Source organism: Pseudoalteromonas sp. SR44-5, assembly GCF_014163675.1.
Classification (GTDB): Bacteria; Pseudomonadota; Gammaproteobacteria; order Enterobacterales; family Alteromonadaceae; genus Pseudoalteromonas; species Pseudoalteromonas rhizosphaerae.
In genome coordinates this window covers 169,524-189,777 of the sequence record NZ_JACJDT010000005.1, presented here as the reverse complement: position 1 = coordinate 189,777, position 20,254 = coordinate 169,524, and the positions used below count along the sequence as shown (strand labels likewise).

Genomic DNA, 20,254 nt, shown 5'->3' with positions numbered 1-20,254 from the left:
TAAACCAGAGCCTAAACCAGAGCCTAAACCAGAGCTTAAACCGAAGCCTAAACCAGAGCTTAAACCAGAATCTAAGCCCCTAGAGAAACCAGCCCAAGGTGCAGAGGGTGCAAGCTTAGCAATAAATGCAGAGAGCGTTGTCTCTAGTTATAAAAAAGTTGCAACGAATACGCAAAGCTCCCCCCTTAACAAGGGGGCTATTAATGCTAGTTTTGCAAACAAAAAAAACTATGCAACGACCTTATTAACATGGCTAGAAAAGCACAAAGAATACCCAAGAATAGCTAAAAGTAGACGCCAGCAAGGCACTGTAATCGTATACTTTATAGTTGGTCGTGACGGTATGATCGTCACAAGCCGCATAGAGCAAACATCGGGTTACCCAGCACTGGATGATGAAGCCCTCAAAATGTTACAACGCGCACAGCCATTACCCGCCATACCAAATGGTATCGCAGGCAATAATCTTGAGCTTGTTGTACCTGTTGAGTTTTTTATAAGGTAACGGCTTTTAATTGCCAAGGTATCAATGAGTTTAAATAGAGCCGAGTGCAAAAAGGTATTAAAGTAATGTTATAGCGTTATCTAGCGCTAAGTAAAAATCAGTGATGAAAAAGCCGACAAAAGTCGGCTTTTTCAATTATTTAGCGGTTACTTATAAAACGCTTCTACTGTGCCTTTTACTTTCATAAGTAATGGCTGGCCGCGGCGGTCTAGTGCTTTAGGTGCGGCTACTTTGATCCAACCTTCACTGATGCAGTACTCTTCAACGTCAAAACGCTCTTTGCCGTTAAGTGTAATGCCGATTTCATGCTCGAATACTTCTTCTACATAAAATTTGCTACGTGGGTTGATCGAAAGTTGATCTGGTAATTCTGGTTTATTTGTATCAGTCATAATTGTGATCTGCATTGAATATATTGTGTGCCATTGTAGGCAATACAGGCCTTAGGCTCAATATACTGATCAAAATAAATTAACTGCACAGTTGCTTTGATTGCTTAATACAGTGGCTAATTATTTCGTCACGAGTGACATCTTTGTCAAAGTAATAATCAAAGCGCATAGTGAGGTTAGTCGCTTGCTCTTGCTCAGGCCAATGCCATTTACGAACAAGTTGCAGAGTAGCTGACACCATAGCATTTAGGGTTGGTATTATTTTTTATTAAATTGAACGTTATATTGTATCACTGCTTTGCAATTATGTTATATTATATCCAAACAAGACTAGCAATCATTAAAGTGGATCATGAAGTACTCAGCATTAACTCTTGCCTTTGCAGCACTCTCTTTTGGCTCTAATGCCACAGAATCAGATATAGAAACCATCACAATTGCACATAAACAAGCCTTTAGAGGAGATATTCCTGTTAAAGAGCTGCCGCAGTCAATTACCACATTAAGTAAAGAAATGATGGTTGATAATGGCATCACTAAATTCAGGGATGCACTTGATTTTTCTGCCAGTATTTCTCGCAAAAATAATGGTGGGGCATTGTGGGATAGCTACTCTATAAGGGGGCTATCGGGTAATGAAAATATGCCATCAGGCTATTTAATTAATGGCTTTAGTGGTGGGCGAGGTTTTGCGGGCCCACGTGATGTATCTAACATTGAATATATTGAAGTGTTAAAAGGTCCTGGTTCTGCACTCTATGGTCGCTCTGAACCAGGCGGTACAATTAATATCATTACTAAAAAACCACAGTTCTATCAGCAAGGCCAGTTAAAAGCTGAACTTGGCAGTGAAGATCATAAACGTGTGCAAGGTGATTACACTAACGGCCTAACTGAAGATATTGCATTTCGAATTAATGGTGCATGGCAAGATAGTGACAGTTTTCGAGATCACGTACATCATGATAAGTTTGTGATCACGCCTTCGGTGTATTACAGCATCAATGATAAATCGTCATTAACGTATGAGTTTGAGTACGTTGACCAGCAGCAAATGTATGACCGAGGTATTGTTGTACTTAACGATAATTTTGACACCGTACCTAGAAGCCGTTTTTTAGGTAACCCTAATGATGCGCCAACTAAAGTGCACTCTCGCGGACACCAACTTAATTATGACTATGACTTTAATCGCGACTGGTCACTCTTATTGGGCGCTAACCATCGTACCGCTACGTTAACAGGTTTTTCGTCTGATGCTGAACTATCTCCTTCAAGACAGACTTTGTCTTTAGATAATCCTATGCTTACGCGTCAACACCGTTATAGAGATTATTACTCTGATGATTTGTCAGTACGCGCAGAATTAAGTGGTCATTTTGATCTTGCTGATATCACTAACCATGTTTTGATTGGTGTTGATGGGTATGACTATGAGCTTCGCACTGGGCTTTATCGTTATCGTGGTGGTAAAGATACGTACACATTAAATATTTATCAGCCAAACTACAGTGAAGGGCAAGGCCCCGATGTTGCGCAACTGTATGAAAACAATGAAAAGCAAAAGGCATACGGTATTTATGTACAAGATCAGTTAGACCTTACCGAGCGTTTTAAATTAATGCTGGGATTGCGGTTTGATGAAATTGAGCAGAATATTTTCGAGACTAAGTCAGGTGTTGCTTCAGATAGCACGATGAATCGACTTAGCCCACGGCTAGGCATGGTATATGAGCTAAATGATGCGATTAACCTTTATACCAGCTATTCCGAAGGGTTTATACCTTTAAGTGGTACTGACGCTCAGGGTAAATCGTTTGGTTTTGAAGAAAGTGATTCCTTTGAAGTGGGTGTGAAGTTCGGCTTTGACAACGTTAGCGGTACCATCGCTTTATTTGATGCTAGCAAAGGCAACATGTTGGTGGCTGACGATAAGGGTTATTCAAAACCTATTGGTAAAGTAACCAGTAAAGGTATTGAGGTTGATCTGACTGGTAGTTTAGGTGAAAACACTCAGTACACACTTTCGTATGCTTACGTAAAGGCTGAAACAGCCAAAGACATGATTAATGTTGATTGGTTAGAGCCTATTCCTAAAGGTAGCCCGTTAGTTAACGTACCAAAAAATAATTTTTCGCTTTCTTTAAATCACAATACCCGTGTACTTGAGCAAGACATTAAATTTGGTGGTCATTATCAATATATTTCAGAGCGACTAGGCGACCCAGTAAACTTATCTTTTAACTTACCAAGTTATCAGCTGGTGGGTTTATTTGCTCAATGGCAGGCGACTGAACGGACAAATGTTTCACTTAATGTTGATAATGTATTTGATGAAAGCTACATAGCCAGTAGCTACAATGCATTATGGGCCTACCCTGGTGCACCAACACAGTTTAAATTGGGTATAACATATGACTTCTGAACAAGTTAAAAACCGTATTCATAGCATCGATATCATGCGTGGCGTGGTTATCTTATTAATGTTACTTGATCATGTGCGAGAGCGTTTTTTCTCGCAAATGTCGGTATTAGACCCAATGGATGTTGACGTTACCTCTCCAGGGCTGTTTTGGAGCCGTTTTGCAGCGCACTTTTGCGCGCCAACCTTTATCTTTTTAACAGGGCTTTCGGCGTGGCTTTATAGCCACCCAAGCTCAGGTAAAGTGCGCTCTGCTCGTAGTTTTTTAGTTAAGCGGGGGTTGTTTTTAATTGCCCTTGAAGTTACGGTTATTTGCTTTTTGTGGATTTGGTTTATCCCGACTATTTTTCTACAAGTGATATGGGCTATTGGCCTGTGTATGCTGGCTCTGGCATTACTAATTAACTTACCGCAACGACTATTGTTAGCATTGGGTTTATTGATTGTTTTTGGTCATAACTTACTTACACCAATTACCTTCAGTCCTGATGAGTGGGGTTATACCTTATGGACTATTCTGCACGATCGCGGCTTTATCTCTGAAGGTGGTTTAGTTAATGTCAAAATCAGTTACCCAGTATTACCTTGGATTGGGGTTATATTACTTGGTTACTGCGCAGGCCCACTGTATGCACATAACCGAGACAGTGAAGATCGTAAACAGTGGCTGATTGGTTTGGGCTTAGCGTGTCTAGCGTTATTTGCTATTTTACGCGGCTTAAATATCTATGGCGAAACGCTACCTTGGCAGCAGTTTTCAACAGCAGTGCAAACGGCTATGTCGATATTTAACGTTACCAAATATCCACCTTCACTGAGCTTTTTATTAATCACTTTAGCGCTGATGTTTTTTGGCTTATGGTTTTTTGAGCGTCCGTTAAATCGCTTTAGTAATGCTTTAAGAGTGTATGGCTCGGTGCCGATGTTCTTTTATATTTTTCATCTTTACGTTTTATTGATTTTATACACAATTTGCAGTGCTATTTTTGGTGCTAATCATGGTGCATATTTTGCCGTAAATGATATTACATGGATTTGGTTAATTACGGTTGTGTTAGCCGTTACTTTATATTGGCCAACTAAGGCATTTAGTCACTATAAGCGCAAAGCAAATAAACCTTGGTTAAAGTATCTTTAGAGATATAACACTTACTTAGTGGTTAAAAGCGGTGTTATAAGTTTATAACACCGCTTTTTATGCCTTTATTTTTTACATTTTTTTTAGCATGTCTTCATTAAGCACTCTAACTTCGCGTTGCGGGAATGGTATCGCAATATTATGAGCTTTGAGGGTTTCTAGAATAATTAATAGTAAATCACCACCAACCCGGTTTTTACCATCATCAATTCCCTGCATCCAAAATTCCACAAACATATTAATGCCATTATCGCCAAAGCTATCTATTTCACAGTCAGGACGCTCTTCAAATGGTACATCAGGCCCGCTAATTACTTGTGGATGCTCGGCAACAGCTTGTTTAATTATTTCTACCATGGCTCTAACATCGGTGGCGTATGCCACACTAAAATCAACACGGTAGCGCTGTTTTGGGTCTTTATGGGTCCAGTTGGTCAGCAGTGATGAAATAAAGGTTTCGTTAGGAACCAGTATGTCTTTGCCGTCGTAAGTTTCTAAAATTGCATGGCGCATTTTGAACTCTCGAACAAAGCCACTTTTGCCGTTTTCTAACTCAACAAAGTCACCAATGGTGAGTGACTTATCGAGCAAAATAATGATGCCAGAAATAAAGTTGGAGGCGATTGATTGCAACCCTAAACCAAGGCCAACACCTAACGCACCACCAAACACAGCAAGGGCGGTGAGGTTAACACCCATAATGTTAAGCAGTAATAACGCGATGACACAAAACAGGCCAACTTCAAAGAGTTTGGTAAAGACTTCGCGGGTGCTGATATCCAGAGTTTGCTGGTTGCGAATTATAACCTTACCAACATTACTGGAAGCGCGACCTAACCAAAATAAAATAGCGCCAAAAAACAATACCCGAGTTAGGCCATATAAACTGACTTGAATATTGCCTAAATTAATCGAAACCGCTTCAAGGGTTTTAATAAATGCTGGCAAAAAGCCCAGTAGGTGCAACAGCAAAACGGGCAGGCCAACTAACTTAAACAGTGCTGACATAAAAGGGCTGCTAACAAACTCTTTAATAATTGAGTAAGCAAACAGCAATATAGCAATGTTGAGCGCGGTATTCATTAACCACACTTGCAAGTCTACAGTGATGCCGATAGAGGTAAATATTCGCAGTAAAATGATTGCTACTAGCGGGTAAACGATATTGCTAAGTCGAAACAGCATAATGTTTATTGGGTGATCGGACGCCACTTTAGTGTGCTTATCAACGCGCTTTTTAACTGTTTTAGAATAAATCCAATAGGCGGCAGCATAGCTGGTGATGATCACCAATAATTGTAGATACGTTGCTTGTTGGCTAAGCATTGATTGGATCAATAACCAAACAGATTCAAATTGTTTGGAAAAAAACTCACTATCCATACGGAGTACTTTTTTAGATAAAATAAGATCTTTACTATGGCTGATAAGTCTAAAAATTTACAGAATAAATAAACGTATCAATAAATTTGACAAATAGTAGAGCTTTACTGTGTCATTTAGCGTGAGTATTTCACCGCGACTACTGAGTGAGCAAGCTTTTCGGCCGCTTGTCGTTATGCTAGCCAAACAAAGTTAGAGTGTCTATTGGAGTAAATTTGATAATGCTTTTGATAGCATGGGAGTGGCAATAAATAAAAGTTGTAGGTTGTGAGCTTTTGGGACTAAAAAATTATTAGCTTTCATATAGTGCGAAATATCTGCAATCGCAATAAGGACTCACTTATCTAAATGCTTTTAAAATAGTGGTTTTATTATCAATGTTTTTTTAGTCACTTTTTCTTTGGTTTTAAAGTATTAGTTTTACTTCTGTGCCAAATATCTACTTTTGTAATGTATTGTAATACTGCATCGCTGATGAAACCTTCTACACTCATTTGACTTACGCGACAAGTTTCTTGGTCGCATATAACTGTCATCATGGAGCAATTGAAAATGCAGAGTGCACAAAAGGCGGTAAGGATTAACCTCGATCTTGATCTTAAAGTCAGCATCAAACAATACAAAAAAATTAAAGAGCGTCCCGTAAGTTACAAAGACGCTGATATTGCGTGTATAAAAGCCATCGCACAAGCTGCGATTAACGTTGAGTTATTTACCATCCCGTTATATATGACAGGTCTGTATTCAATACAAGGCATGCATGCAATAGGTGGGGATGAAGGCTTGTATCCCGAGCGTTTATGGCCTGGGTTAGGGGCAACAGCAGGCTTTATTCCTAATGAACGAATAGCAAAATTAGATATTACTCCAACGCCAAAACCCAGCAAGCCACTGAGCGTAAATGAACAGGCGTTTAATGCTGTTTATAGTGTGTTTATAGAAGAAATGCTGCATTTACAGTTGGCTTCTAATATCGCCAGTAAACTAAATCTAACTCCTTCATTTACCAGTAATGCACTGCAAACAGAAAAGTTTGGTTGGCATTGTTATGACGATACAACGCAAATCCCGCATATCTTAGATTTTAAAGACTGCAGCCGTGATTTATCAAAACTTAGCCCTAAAGTGAAAGAATACTTTACAACTCACTTTCAGGGTCAAACACTACAAGATATGCGAGTCAATGCAGCGGCATTGACAAAAGAGCAGGCTTTACTGTTTTTATTGATTGAAGAAACCGAGGAAAGTGCAAAAAAATTAATAATCAATAAAGATTTAGATGGCGTTCGACCTAAATACTTTGAAACAGCTCCTTTTGATTGGTTTAAAGCAACAGATACAGAAGTTGATTTACCTATGTTTGGTTCTATCGGGCATATGTATTGCTGTTATTGGGACTATCTTGAAATTGTGTATGAGGATGGTAGTAGCTTAATTGATATTTTGGTGAATCCAGCTAAACCTGATTCCGTGCAACGTGATTACTTTAATACTCGTGACTCAGCCGAATATAAACCGCAATACCCGGGGATTAATGGTTCAATCAATGAAAGTAATGATCTAGATAAGTTAAAAATTGAGATTGTTAATAATATCAATGCAATAACGGATCAAGGTGAAGGTAAAGGTGTTGTTTCTGAAATCTGCAGCCGCTGGGCGGCAGAGAGTTGGGTAATAACGTATTTGCAGCAACAAACGGTAGCATTGAAAAGCACACCGATTGAGGCAGATGATCATCAGGTCGCTGCTAAGTTTCAACCTAATGCTGATAACCTAAAAGAAGATTACCCAGCGGATAGCGCTGGGCAAAAGCCACTTCCTGTATCTGGTATTGCATGCGCACGTATTACAAATACTAAAAAAGATCATTTTATTACCTTTGCTGATGTACTTGATTTGATTATTCAATATGAATACCAAGAGGGTCAATCTTACAGTGATAACAACGCGGCCCAAGTGTATATGACCTGGCAAACGTGGCATAACTTGTGCGGTAAATTTACAGTAGCAATGCTTAACCCGCAAGGTGGCGATAAGGCTAAGCAGAAGCACCCAGATTTACCTGCTGTAGTTGATGTAGAAAAAGCATTGAATAATTTGTTTTCTAGCCCTGAACGTCGTGCACAAACACATCAAATTTTTAGTGAATCAGCGGTTGGCACTTTAAAAGGACTTACCACAGCATTGGATCGCTATTGGGGTGGTAAAACGACTGAGTTTCCAGGTCCTGCAATGGGTGGTTCGGGCGATCGAGTATCTATTTGTTGGGCTACAACAGGGCAGGCTCCAGATCTGGTTGCGGGTATTGCGGATATGTCTAAGGATGTTTTATACCATGCATGCCAAGGTATGGATTATACAAAAGAAAATTCAAATAATTTGCCTCCCGCAACAGTGTTCCACAGCTGTAAAGGTTCGAACAATTGCAAAGCGCAAGGTGGGTGTGGGTTTGTGCATAGCACAACACCGGGAGGAAGCTGTGGTGGTAGCGCCCCTGCTGATGGTCCATTTAGCGCTCCTGCAAATAACAAATGTAATAATTTAGGTGGCTGTGCTGTGCCGATTTCTGCCTCGCAGCTATTCCCAAAAGAGCCATCAGCAAAACCCCAGATGCAATTATTTGAATTTGGTGATGGACCAGACTATGCATCTACGGCTAAACCATATACCGACCCAGAAACAGGTAAAGTTCTAGAGCAAATGCCATTTAAAGAAGGTGATGCGGTTTACAGTATCGCGTGGCAGGCCTATTGTAATGCAAAAGGAGTGCAAACTACGCCGCCACCTGCAGATGATATTCGCTTAGCGCTTCCGCCTTCAACTTAATTGGATTGAATACATGACATCATACATACAGAAGCAGCCTTTTGCTGCTTCTGCTATTGAGCAAATAAACCCGCTAGGCTTTGGTTTGGGGTTGCGCAGTGAGCATTATCCGTACTTAATGCAAAAACCAGTAACAGGGGTTGATTGGTTTGAGATCATTAGTGAAAATTACATCGATAATTATGGCTATGGCCGTCATGTATTAGAACAATTGATGGCTGATTTCCCTATTGTTATGCATGGTGTGTCTATGAATATAGGCAGTAGCTCTGCGCTTGATTTTGACTATTTAGAAAAGTTAAAAGCATTGGCGGATTTTGTAAAACCAGCGTGGATATCAGATCATCTATGTTGGACAGGCTTTGCAGGAATAAATAGCCACGATTTACTACCTATGCCGCTTACTGAGGAAAGCTTAAAGCATGTTATTAACCGGGTTAATCAGGTACAAGACTTTTTACAGCGGCCATTAGTGCTGGAGAACCCCTCTACTTATTTAGAGTTTCAAAACTCGTCGCTCACGGAGCCGGAGTTTTTTACGCAGCTGGTCGAACAAACACAGTGTGCTATGCTGCTAGACGTTAATAATGTTTATGTGTCGGCGTATAATCACGGTTTTTGCCCAAGGACATATATAAAAAACTTACCGCTTAAAAGTATTGTGCAAATGCATTTGGCGGGGCCAACACTCAGCGGGCATTGTTTGATAGATACCCATGATAAACCAGTTCCTGAACCTGTATGGGAATTGTATCAACTCGCGCAATCTTTATGTGGGCCTGTCTCGACTTTACTGGAATGGGATGCAAATATTCCTGCGTTTCCTGAATTAGTCGCTGAGTTAAACAAAGCTAAAACTGTATTAGCGGGTCAAATTCCTCATGCTCCAGTACAAAATAACCACCAACAAGGTTGTATTTCTACACCGCTGGTTTTAGCTAAAGAGAAATTATGAGTGAACATTCATTGAGGCAAGTGCAGCATTGGTTGCAAACAGTATTAATTGTTCGTGGTGATTTGGATGATAAACTCTTACAGGCATATGCGCATGATGGCGTTATGCTTGATACGCTAATTAAAAGTACAGATAAAATTTCAGCCCAGCAGCGAGTAGATATTTACGCTGCAGGTTATGTGCTAAGGCTTGTGGATTGTTTACGTTGTGAGTTTTCATTGTTGGCGCAGTATATGGGAGATTCGTTATTTTCCACATTTGCTAAAGCATTTATTGTGACGGTGCCTTCTAAAAGTTGGAGTCTATATTATTTAGGTGAGCAATTCGCCGAATTTTTAGCACAAACTAAACCACAAGGTATAATCGATGTTGCTCAACAAACTATGGTCGATTTACCTGCTCAAATAGCCTTATTTGAACGCACCAAGTCTGAGGTGTTAGTAGCCCAAGGTCTTGAAAAAAATGTAACGGCAACCGAGCTTTCTATCGAACAGCAAATGCTCACGTGTTTAGTAAATAATACTGATATTCAAGCGGCGCCTTGTTTGCGGGTAATAACATTAGATTACCCTATTTTAGAGCTCATTTCACAAATTGAAGCCTGCATAGCAAAATTAGAAGTAATGCCTGATGAGTTGATTTTACCTATTCAGCAACCATGTTACCTTGCTTTAACACGTATACATTATAGATTTAGAGTCTGGTCTTTAGCTCATTGGCAGTATTTGCTACTCGGTTTTTGTATACAAGGAAGTAGCTTTAATATGGCGATTAAGCAAACAGCATTACAGCTAGAGGTTTCTAGCGATGAGTTAACCTCAGACGCAATGATGTGGTTGCCACAAGCAATCAATATGGGCTTGTTGTTTCAATAAGTGCTACAAGTAAGCAGTTAACCTAATTGATAACAATTAAATAAACTATAACGCCAAGATTTCATCGCGATTACTTGGCGACCAGGCTTTGTCAGCCGCTTGTTGTTGCGTTAGCCAAATAAAATCAGTGTGCTCATTCGGATCTAAAGTAATGGCGATATCATCGGGTACGCAAATACTAAAAACATACTCAGTATTAATTAACGCATTGGCTTGATAGCGGTGTCGCCATGACTCTCTAATGGTATATTGATTGGTTTTTTGGTGATCACGTATTGTTAAACCCAGTGCGCGGGCATCTATCCCTGTTTCTTCTAATAGCTCACGGTAAGCTGTCACAATAGGCGTTTCGCCTTCATCAATCCCGCCGGTGACTGATTGCCAAAAGTTAGCATCATCGGTACGTTGGATCAGTAAACAGTCTTTATTTTTTTTATAAATAACAACCAGTACAGAGAAGGGTTTACGAAGTGGTTGGTTATTTAACAAAATAGAGCCTTAAATAGCGTTTGTTGAATCAGTTTACCTAACTACGAAATGTTTAACTAGCCAGATCACATCACTAACAACCAAATACCCAGCAACAAGAGTAGTACATTCATTATTTTCAGAAACTGCGAAGTATTGAGTTTGCCCTGCAACCAGATCCCTAAACGATTACCACAAAAAGCAATCGGCAAGCTGGCAAGTGCAATTAATGCCCACTTTATTTCGATTAAACCCAGACTAATAAAGCCAATAAGCTTGACGGCATTCATCATCGCAAAAATAATCGCCACAGTTGCGACAAATCGTTTCGGTGGTAACTTAATGGTACTGAAATACATTATTAAAGGTGGGCCGCCAGCATGTACTAAGGTACTTACAATACCGGCTAAACCGCCCATAGAGAAGGCACCTAAACGGCTATTTAAGGCATTCAAAGTAAACTTGCTAAAGGCTAAACTGCGAATAGCAAACACTATACATAAAATAGCAATCGCTGTTTTTATAAACGCCGCATCTAACCAGCCAATTAACGCATGTGCAATAACTACGCCTACCAATAAACCCGGTAGTAAGCGTTTAAGTTGCTGTATATCCCATTGTTGCCAGTAACTTTTTAAACTAAAGACATCGGCAACAATAAGTACCGGTAGCATCAAACCGATTGCGGCAACGGGGGGCATCACTAGCATTAGTAAAGGGACACTAAACACTCCAAGCGCTCCTGCAAAGCCTGATTTTGACACGCCGGTGAGCAATACGACAAATGCGATGATAGAGAGGGTTGTTACTGTCATTGGTTTTTCTACTTACTGATTATTTACTTTATGCTGGTAGATCAAACCACAGCGCTTCTAAGCTGCTGGTGGCTGTTAATATTACCCGTTCATTGCGATTTAGTGCAAAGGCATCGCCGTTACTAAAATTTTGCTTGTTTGCGTCTATATGCCCGCAGATAATATGCAAATAACCTTTTCTATCCGCTGTTTGCAATGTATGCGATTGACCCGCATCAAGTTTTAAACGATAGATACTAGCATCTTGGTTGATGCTCACGCTGCCGTGTTCGCCATTTGGTGTAACAAGTGGTGTAAGCTGAGTTGTTTGCGGAATACTTTTTTGCTCATAGCTAGGGGCTATACCACGCAATTTGGGTTGTATCCAAATTTGTAAAAAGTGCGCTGTTGCTGAATTTGAAGCATTATATTCGCTGTGCATAATGCCACTACCGGCACTCATCCGTTGCACGTCACCAGCAGGAACAATGTATTCATTACCAGTGCTGTCTTGGTGTTTTAATGCGCCTGAAATGACATAGGAAATTATTTCCATATCTCGGTGTCCGTGAGTGCCAAAGCCTTGGCCTGCAAGTACTTTATCTTCGTTGATCACTCTAAGTACTGACACCCCCATGTGTTTTAGATCATGGTAATGGCCAAATGAAAAACTATGCTGACTTTGTAACCAACCAAGATCAACTTGGCCGCGCTCGCTGGCTTTGCGTATGTAGTGCATAACTTAACTCCTGATTAAACGCTAATTTGAATAGCAGTATAAGTTTTATAAGGAAGATTAAAATCGCTTTTAAAAGGACTATTTGTTCTAATTAATAGAATGAAAGCCCTTGATTAGCAATCAAGATCAGCCTGCATTACTTGATATCGTAACTCGCCAATGAATGTGCGCGCTGCCGGGCCAAGGCGATCACCGTCTTTAAATAGTAAATGTAGCATGGCACTGCGCTTACTATTGTGGCTAAGATTAAGGGGCTTGAGCCGATTTTGTGCTAACTGATTGGTAATCGCTGTGCTAGGTAGCCAAGCAAAGCCTAAGCCGTTGCTGATCATATCAATGGAAGTCCGCATATGGCTTACTGTCCAGCGCTGGTCGGCACCTAACCAGCCACCGTCTTGTTTATTGTGTAAGGCTGAATCGCGTACCACAATTTGTCGGTGCGATTTTAAATCTTCAAGGGTGATAGGTCGAGTGATGCTATGTAACGCATGATCTGGGTGCGCAACAGCAGTAAACTCGATATTGCACAACTCTTCACTAAACCCGGCTTTGCCAGTGAATCCCGATATTGCAATATCGGCACTGGTGTTCTCTAGTAATTCATTCGCGCCAGTCAGTACTGATTCGTATAATTCAATACGTAATAATGGATACATTGCCGAGGTATTGTTGAGTACTTTATAAAGCAGTGCTTGCGGAAAAACTTCATCAACAGCAATGCGTAATTTGCTTTCAATCCCCTCACTGAGGGTCTGCCCAATTGCTTCTATTTTGGCGGCTTCATCGAGTAGGTAATTAGCGCGGCGCATCATCATCTCACCAGCTTCGGTGATCACTGTTTTACGTCCTTCAATAGTAAATAACTTAACACCTAAAGCGGTCTCAATTTTACCAACAGCATTGTGAATACTTGATTGGCTTTTATAAATTTTTAGTGATGCTTGATTAAAACCGCCATGTTCAACCACAGCCCTAAACATACGCCATTGCTCTAAAGTTATTTTAAGCATCTTTATGGTTGTCCTCGCAGTCACCTTGGTCACAGGTATTGAGTGATTCTCTGGCACGTTTATCTTGATTGAGTACTTGTTTTAGATCTTCAGTACGTTGGCGTACCGCTACACCATAACTGTGATCATCGCCCCACAGTTTTGCTAATTGCAGTACTGAAGCACGATCGTGCTCTCTAAATAAGTGTCCTGCGCGCTGCGAGTCTTCCTTTGAATTTCCTAATAGTTCTAGGGTTTCAACGGCAAGGTTGATGGCAGAGTCAACGGTTTCTCGGTTAAACGCATCAACGTGCAAATTAAGTAATTGGTAAGCATGGCGACGATCTTTAGCGCGCGCCACAATCTTTAAGTGCGGAAAGTGTTTGCGGACAAGTTTAACTATTCCGAGAGTTTTGTCGGCATTATCAATAGCAATAACCAGTAATTGTGCGGTATCAGCTCCAGCGGCTTCGAGTAGTTCTTTACGTGCTGCATCACCATAATGCACCGTATTACCAAAGCGACGCAGCAGATCAATTTGGCTAGGACTGTGATCAAGGACACTAATATCATACCCTTGGGTGCTCAGTAAGCGCCCCATAATTTGTCCAAAACGGCCGTACCCAGCAATGATTACGTGTTTGGCTGGGCTTATCTGCTCTGGTTTATCAAACTCAGGTTTTGTTGTTGTGTTGCTACGTTTTTGTAATGTGTCGTAAAGCATTAATAGTAAAGGGGCTATTAACATTGAGATGGCCACGACTAAGGTGGTTAAGTTGCTTTGTTCTGGGGTTAAAATTTGCAATGTATTAGTCATCGTCAGGAGTACAAAAGCAAACTCACCACCTTGTGCTAGGGCTAAAGTGAATAACAGTTGCTGGGTATGATGAATTTTAAAAGTTCGTGCTAAGGCATACAAAACAGCGGCCTTTACAACAATTAAAGCTGCAACCAATGTAACCACTAAAGTAAATTGATTAAATAACAATGCAAAGTCGATAGAGGCACCGACAGCGACAAAAAACAATCCTAATAACAGTCCTTTAAAGGGTTCTATATCGGCCTCTAACTCATGACGAAATTCACTTTCTGCCAGTACCACACCCGCTAAAAAAGTCCCTAACGCTGGAGATAAGCCAACATTTTGCATAATCAGCGCAATCGCTACCACTAAAAATAACGCAAATACAGTGAATATTTCCCGCATTCTGGTTTCAGCAATGTACCTAAATAGTGGCGCAGAAATATACTTACCAGCTAAAATAATTGCCGCGATCACTGTTACTGAGGCGGTTACTTGCCCCCAAACTGGCCAATCGGCAGTTAGCGAATTATGCGTGCTGGTGGCATTTAACATTGGCTCAAACGCCAATAATGGTAGTAATGCTAAAATAGGAATAACGGCAATATCTTGAAATAGCAGTACCGAAAACGCATTTTGGCCGGCTTCATTTTTCAGCCAACCTTTTTCTTCCAGGCTTTGTAGCACAATTGCTGTTGAAGAAAGCGCGAGCATTAAACCAATTGCTAGTGCTGTTTGCCAATGCATGGCCATAAACCAATAACAAATTGCAAAAATTACCGCGGCTGTTAGGGTTACTTGCAAACCCCCAAGCCCTAAAATAGAGTGGCGTAACTTCCAAAGCCTTGCAGGTTGTAGTTCAAGGCCGACTAAAAACAGCATCATTACTACACCAAATTCAGCAAAATGCATAACAGACGTTTGATCGCCCACTAACCCCAGCAAATACGGGCCAATTAAAATACCTGCCAGCAAATAGCCGAGCACGGAGCCTAACCCAAGGCGTTTTGCGATAGGCACCGCAACAATGGCTGCGGCTAAATAAATTAATGCGATCTCTAACATAGTTGTCCTTTGCTAATACTGGCTAACTTATTATGCCTTAAAATACTGTTTACTATAGCGGAATAAATTCTTTATCGTCACCAGGGATTTTTGGGAAACGTTGAGTTTGCCAGTCTTGTTTTGCCTGCTCTAAGCGTTCTTTGCTATAAGCAACAAAGTTCCAATGCAAGTATGGGACTTTTTCAAATTTATCGCCACCGAGCAAAATAAAGCGTGCATCACTGGCAAAGTGAATATCAGTATCGAGGTTATCAAGTAGGATAAAATCACCTGCTTGATAATCCTGTTGACCCACGGTAACGCTTCCATAAATAACATATAACGCGGTTTCTTGCTGTGGGTTAGGCGACTTAATTTGACTATTGGCGCTGCCAACCACATCAATATAAAACATGGGGGAGTAGGTTTTAACTGGGGAGCTTAATCCGTAAGCTTCACCAACAATTAAGCGCATCATGATACCTTCATGAATTATGTGTGGTAGTTGCTGTTTTTTTATATGGGTGAATGAAGGCTCAATCTCAGTCATATTTTCTGGTAGCGCAATCCAGCATTGTAAGCCGTCAATATGATGCGGGTTAGCGCGCACTTCAAAGCTTTCTCGTTCTGAGTGAACAATGCCTTTACCTGCCGTCATCCAGTTCACATCGCCTGGGTGGATTTCTAAATTATTACCTAGCGAGTCGCGATGTAAAATGCTGCCGCGAAATAAATAAGTGAGTGTTGATAAGCCTATGTGCGGGTGAGGGCGAACATTGATCCCTTGGCCAACAGGAAAATCGTTTGGTCCCATGTGATCAAAAAAGATAAATGGTCCCACCATTTTTTTATCAAAATTAGGCAGTACGCGCTTTACGTTTAAGCCACCAATATCATGTTCAGTTGGGTTGAGTATTTTAGCCATGTTTTGCTCCTTAAAGGTGACCAAGCAGAGTCACGTTGATTCGATTAATTGAATACATAAGTTATAGCCCTAACAATAGATGATCACTTAATTTCGAGTATCACTATTGATGCTTGATTAATAATATACTCACGTTAAAAGAACGAAAATTAGTAAAAATAGGCGTTAATATTCTTTTTTAAAGAATTTTAATGGTGTGTTGTATGGCACTAAAAGGAGCTTTATGCGTAGTAAACAGTGCTTACTATTACTTGTTGATGCTTTTAATGCAAAATACCGCAGGTAGGGAAACTAGCGACGACACATTTACGCTCATCAAGCATTGCGATAAGACGCTGAGGGTATTTGCGATTAGCAAAATATAGCAGTTGTTGTGATCACACGACCGACAACACAAAATTAGACAGTAAAAAACGGCCAATTACTTGGCCGTTTTACATCAAGAGTTAGTTAAGTTTTACTGGGCCGTTGATATTATCGATGCTCAAATCACCAGAGCCAGCGTCAATGATGGTGATACCTTTACTGTCGTTAACACGAATACTGCCTGAGCCATCCTCAATGGTGACTAGGCCATTTACATGTTCAACATAAATATCACCCGATTCATCTTCAATGGTGATGTAACTGCCTAGAGTTTTGGCATTGATGCTGCCAGAGTTATCGTCAATATCTACGCTGCCAGTGATATTAGTAAGGGTTATATCACCCGAATCATCTTCAATAGTCATATTGCCAGCAACGTTACGTGCAGTAATACTGCCAGAGTCATCACTGATCTCTACATTACCAGTAATATTTTGCAGATCGATATCCCCTGAATCATCGTCAATTGTGACGTGATGACCTTGATCAATACGAATGCTCCCTGAGTCGTCATCTATAATGATATTACCTAGTACACCAGCAATATCTATATCGCCAGAGTCATCGTCAATCTCAAGGTTAAATGAGCTTGGCACAGTAATAACTAAATCAATACTGGGTGAATTACCTTGATATACCACTATTCCTGATGAACTATAATTTTTTGCTATAAGTACGGCTTTATCGCCTTTTTGTTCCAGAGTAAGTATGTAAGGGTCATCACTTTTTGCTGTATAAATAGTGGCATCTACGCTGATGTTAGTTGCTGTGGTTGAGCCGATCACTTTAAGTGAACCCGCCTCAGCATTAATACTTAGTTGCTGTAATTGTGACGCTGATATTGAGCGTTGCTGCTGTTGTTGTATATTGGCTGACGAGGTTGAAACATGCACAATACAGCCACTGAGAAACAATAGGCTAGTGGCAATAGGAAGGGCTTTGGCTAGCAAAGAAAGAGGTTTGTTGATCATTATTTATTTTCTCATTGTTAATTATATTTTACGATTTGCTAATTTATAGCAAAAACAAAGCCAAAATTTAATGATTTGTTTTTATTGGTTTTTATTTTTATTATCAGATAAGTATAGCGAATAAGTGGTCAAAAATACCAAATTTAGGGTTGTTCTTAATATTCTTTAGATTGGATCTGGAAGGTACGCTAAGCCACTTCAACACGCGTGAAGTGGCTTAGTTTTTTCTAATTATTACAAATGGTGATTATCGCTAAGTTTGGGGGCGACTGAGAGTAGTAAATAGCAGTACTTGAATAAGATGTATTGCGCACATTGTCTTCAACCACGGTTATTTCATATGTTGCAGTTACAGGGAGTGCAATATTTAGTGTGCTATCTAGATATGTGTTATTACTTTTTTGTAATATCAAAGGCTTGGTTTCATCATACTGAGCCTGAAAACTATTCGACGTTAAAATAGTATCGATCATTTTAAAGCGCAGATTTACGGTGTCGGGTCCAGTAAAATCAGGACAGACGAATACAGAGACTTCTACATCTTGAAAAACCGGTAGGCTTGTTTGATTAATATTAATGATAAAATCATTTTGTGTTATCGCTGCTGAACTATACTCGCTAGTTGCCAGTCTTTCATCTGCTGTAGAAATACTAACAGTTGCGCCCTGTTCAACACTAACTATTGCCTCAAAGAAGCCGCTGCTATTTGTAGTATGCTGCTTACCATTTATCATCAGTATAGCGTTATTGATACCAACTTTAGCTACGTTGGTAATTTGTCCTTTAACTATGCCTGTTAGTAAAGCGGAATCGGTAGCAGAGATCGCAAACTCCATTACAGCTGCATTGCCCTCAGCATCAGTAACAGTAACAGTGACATTATAGCTACCTATAATATCAGGGGTAAATTCAGCGACGCCATCTTTTATGTTTACCAGTGCTGCATTTGACTCATTAGGCTTGGTAAGCCCCCAAGTATAATTAAGATTGGTCTCTTCAGGGTCGTAACTTTGGCTAACATCAAATGTTACTATATTACCAACAAAAGCCTGACGTAATTGTTCGCCTTTAGAAATAATGACTGGCTTTGCATTGTCTCTAACTATGATAGTGATTGTTTGCGTATCGGAGTCTTTATTACCATCATTGGTACGTAACGAAATAACAAAACTTCCTGCACCTGATGCTTTAAAGTAAGGTTTAGCAACGTCTGTGTTAGAAAGCGTAGCACGTCCTAATGGCGATAAAATTTCCCACTGGTAGGTAAGCTCTTTGCCTTCAGGATCTGTGCTTTGTGAGCCATCAAGTTGAATTTCTTCATCGACTAAAATAGGTGCTACATCAGCAATAATCGCTGTTGGTTTTGCATTGGCTTGAGCGTGAAGAACGCTTGTTGCTTGCTCAGAATTAAGCTGTCCGTCTGATACGATTAATGTGATCATATAATCACCTTCAATATCAGCACTGATAGAAGGGGTTGCTGTCGTACCTTGGATTAGCTGCGCTATACTATTCTCAGGTCTGCTTTTTATCTGCCAAAGGTAGCTCAAGGGTTGCCCTTCAGGATCGTTGCATTGTTCGCATTGCAGAGTAATAGTTTCAGCTAAGTTAATGTTTCTCTCAGCTACAAGTTGTGCAATAGGAGCTTGATTTGCTATCTCTACAGTTAAAGTAACTGTGGCGGTATCAGTTTCACCATATTGATCTTTAACTGTTAGTGAGAGCGTGTACTCACCGAGGTCTAAAGAAGAGAAGCCTGCGGTATTGCTTAAGTTATCAGTGAGTGTCGGGTTGCTATCGGCAGGTTGTGCGGTAATAGTCCACAGATAACTTAGTGTATCACCTTGATCAGGGTCACTGCTTTGCTTGCCATCTAATGTGACTATGCTGCGAGGAGCGACGGTTTTATTTTGTACTTTAATAACCGCTTGAGGAGCTGAATTTTCGTATAAAGACTCACTTTTTATCATTACCTCGTTGCTTGCTGTTTCGCCCAGTGAATTAGTAATGGTTAGCTTTATTGCGTAAGCACCTGTTTTATCTGCAATGAATTTGCTGGTAACGCTATTATTATTTTCTATGATTGCATTGCTGGTAAGAGGCTTTGCCGTAAACTGCCATAAGTATTTATTTATTACACCGTTAGATGTGCTACTTAGCGCACCATTTAATGCAACCACATCACCTTGTTTTACTGTTTGAGTAAGTCCTGCATGAGCAATTAATTGCGTTGGCTCGGCTTTAATTTCAATTAATTTTTCAACTGGGGCGCTCGAAAGTTTGCCATCGCTCACAACTAAAATTAGTTTATAACTCTTTGCTTCAGCAAGTGATACTTCAACTTTACTTTCATTATCAACAGCAAGAGCGAGCTCATTTTGTCCGTCTGCAGTGGTTAAGCGCCATTTATAAACTAATGAATCGCCGTCGGGATCGCTACTTTTTGTACCGCTAAATGTTAGCGCGGTATTTACCCGCATTTCACCGGTTGGTGCACTGATCATGGCAACGGGTTTATTGTTAGTGACTTTATTGGTTGGTTTTTTTTCTGAGTCACCACCTCCTGAGCCACAGGCTGTGAGAGTTAGGATCAAAGCTAGCTGGATTAAAAAACTCCATTTCATATTACTTTCCTTGTTGTTGGTTTTGTTGTGTTTAGT

17 protein-coding genes are annotated in these 20,254 nt (G+C 40.3%); 6 read left to right on the top strand and 11 right to left on the bottom strand.

Annotated elements, in window-relative coordinates; translation table 11 throughout:
- Window positions 1–505, top strand: a 505-nt coding sequence (locus H5154_RS04735) for an energy transducer TonB (protein WP_182717543.1), incomplete at its 5' end; no start/stop codon positions are given.
- A gap of 146 nt (window positions 506–651) precedes the next feature.
- On the opposite strand, the gene H5154_RS04730 is transcribed toward H5154_RS04735, so the two are convergent.
- Complete coding sequence (locus H5154_RS04730; protein ID WP_149982278.1) at window positions 652–897, bottom strand: DUF3297 family protein; 246 nt, start codon at window positions 895–897, stop codon at window positions 652–654.
- Between the two features lie 79 nt (window positions 898–976).
- The gene (locus H5154_RS04725; protein ID WP_182717542.1) at window positions 977–1,138 is read right to left on the bottom strand and encodes a hypothetical protein; all 162 of its coding nucleotides are present in this window, start codon (window positions 1,136–1,138) and stop codon (window positions 977–979) included.
- Window positions 1,139–1,249: 111 nt separating this feature from the next.
- Between H5154_RS04725 and H5154_RS04720 the strand changes: the two genes are divergently transcribed.
- Both H5154_RS04720 and H5154_RS04715 read left to right on the top strand, forming a co-directional pair.
- Window positions 1,250–3,322, top strand: coding sequence for a TonB-dependent siderophore receptor (locus tag H5154_RS04720; protein WP_182717541.1), 2,073 nt, complete (start codon window positions 1,250–1,252; stop codon window positions 3,320–3,322).
- Window positions 3,312–4,457: a DUF1624 domain-containing protein gene (locus H5154_RS04715; RefSeq protein ID WP_182717540.1), complete on the top strand. Its 1,146-nt coding sequence runs from the start codon at window positions 3,312–3,314 to the stop codon at window positions 4,455–4,457. The genes H5154_RS04720 and H5154_RS04715 overlap by 11 nt, the downstream gene beginning before the upstream one ends.
- 72 nt (window positions 4,458–4,529) lie before the next feature.
- Here H5154_RS04715 and H5154_RS04710 read toward each other — a convergent pair whose 3' ends face one another.
- Complete coding sequence (locus tag H5154_RS04710; protein ID WP_149982276.1) at window positions 4,530–5,840, bottom strand: mechanosensitive ion channel family protein; 1,311 nt, start codon at window positions 5,838–5,840, stop codon at window positions 4,530–4,532.
- A 552-nt stretch (window positions 5,841–6,392) separates the two neighbouring features.
- Here H5154_RS04710 and H5154_RS04705 point away from each other — a divergent pair.
- Genes H5154_RS04705 through H5154_RS04695 form a run of 3 tightly spaced genes read left to right on the top strand, consistent with a single transcriptional unit; the run spans window position 6,393 to window position 10,496 of the window.
- Window positions 6,393–8,666 carry a ferritin-like protein gene (locus H5154_RS04705; protein WP_259398452.1) on the top strand — a complete coding sequence of 758 codons (2,274 nt, stop codon included), beginning with the start codon at window positions 6,393–6,395 and terminating at the stop codon, window positions 8,664–8,666.
- Window positions 8,667–8,679: 13 nt separating this feature from the next.
- Entirely contained in the window at window positions 8,680–9,621 is a 942-nt protein-coding gene (locus H5154_RS04700) for a DUF692 domain-containing protein (protein ID WP_182717538.1), read from the top strand.
- On the top strand, window positions 9,618–10,496 hold the full coding sequence (locus H5154_RS04695) for a DNA-binding domain-containing protein (protein ID WP_182717537.1): 879 nt from the start codon (window positions 9,618–9,620) through the stop codon (window positions 10,494–10,496). Before H5154_RS04700 ends, H5154_RS04695 begins: the two co-directional genes overlap by 4 nt.
- 45 nt (window positions 10,497–10,541) lie before the next feature.
- On the opposite strand, the gene nudB is transcribed toward H5154_RS04695, so the two are convergent.
- The 8 genes from nudB to H5154_RS04655 all read right to left on the bottom strand — a co-directional run bounded on the left by nudB (window position 10,542) and on the right by H5154_RS04655 (window position 20,218).
- A complete protein-coding gene (gene nudB, locus H5154_RS04690) occupies window positions 10,542–10,985 on the bottom strand; it encodes a dihydroneopterin triphosphate diphosphatase (protein WP_182717536.1) in 444 nt (147 codons plus the stop codon).
- 65 nt (window positions 10,986–11,050) lie between these two features.
- On the bottom strand, window positions 11,051–11,779 hold the full coding sequence (locus H5154_RS04685) for a sulfite exporter TauE/SafE family protein (RefSeq protein WP_182717535.1): 729 nt from the start codon (window positions 11,777–11,779) through the stop codon (window positions 11,051–11,053).
- A 28-nt stretch (window positions 11,780–11,807) separates the two neighbouring features.
- Window positions 11,808–12,497 (bottom strand): pirin family protein, encoded by a 690-nt coding sequence (locus H5154_RS04680; RefSeq protein WP_182717534.1) that lies wholly within the window; start codon window positions 12,495–12,497, stop codon window positions 11,808–11,810.
- A gap of 113 nt (window positions 12,498–12,610) precedes the next feature.
- Window positions 12,611–13,507: a LysR family transcriptional regulator gene (locus tag H5154_RS04675; protein WP_149982269.1), complete on the bottom strand. Its 897-nt coding sequence runs from the start codon at window positions 13,505–13,507 to the stop codon at window positions 12,611–12,613.
- Window positions 13,500–15,353 (bottom strand): monovalent cation:proton antiporter-2 (CPA2) family protein, encoded by a 1,854-nt coding sequence (locus H5154_RS04670; protein WP_182717533.1) that lies wholly within the window; start codon window positions 15,351–15,353, stop codon window positions 13,500–13,502. Before H5154_RS04670 ends, H5154_RS04675 begins: the two co-directional genes overlap by 8 nt.
- 52 nt (window positions 15,354–15,405) lie before the next feature.
- Complete coding sequence (locus H5154_RS04665; RefSeq protein WP_145240193.1) at window positions 15,406–16,257, bottom strand: pirin family protein; 852 nt, start codon at window positions 16,255–16,257, stop codon at window positions 15,406–15,408.
- Window positions 16,258–16,703: 446 nt separating this feature from the next.
- Window positions 16,704–17,594, bottom strand: a complete 891-nt coding sequence (locus H5154_RS04660) for a DUF4097 family beta strand repeat-containing protein (protein ID WP_182717532.1) — start codon at window positions 17,592–17,594, stop codon at window positions 16,704–16,706.
- A 227-nt stretch (window positions 17,595–17,821) separates the two neighbouring features.
- A complete protein-coding gene (locus H5154_RS04655) occupies window positions 17,822–20,218 on the bottom strand; it encodes a PKD domain-containing protein (RefSeq protein WP_182717531.1) in 2,397 nt (798 codons plus the stop codon).
- Between the last annotated feature and the right edge of the window lie 36 nt (window positions 20,219–20,254).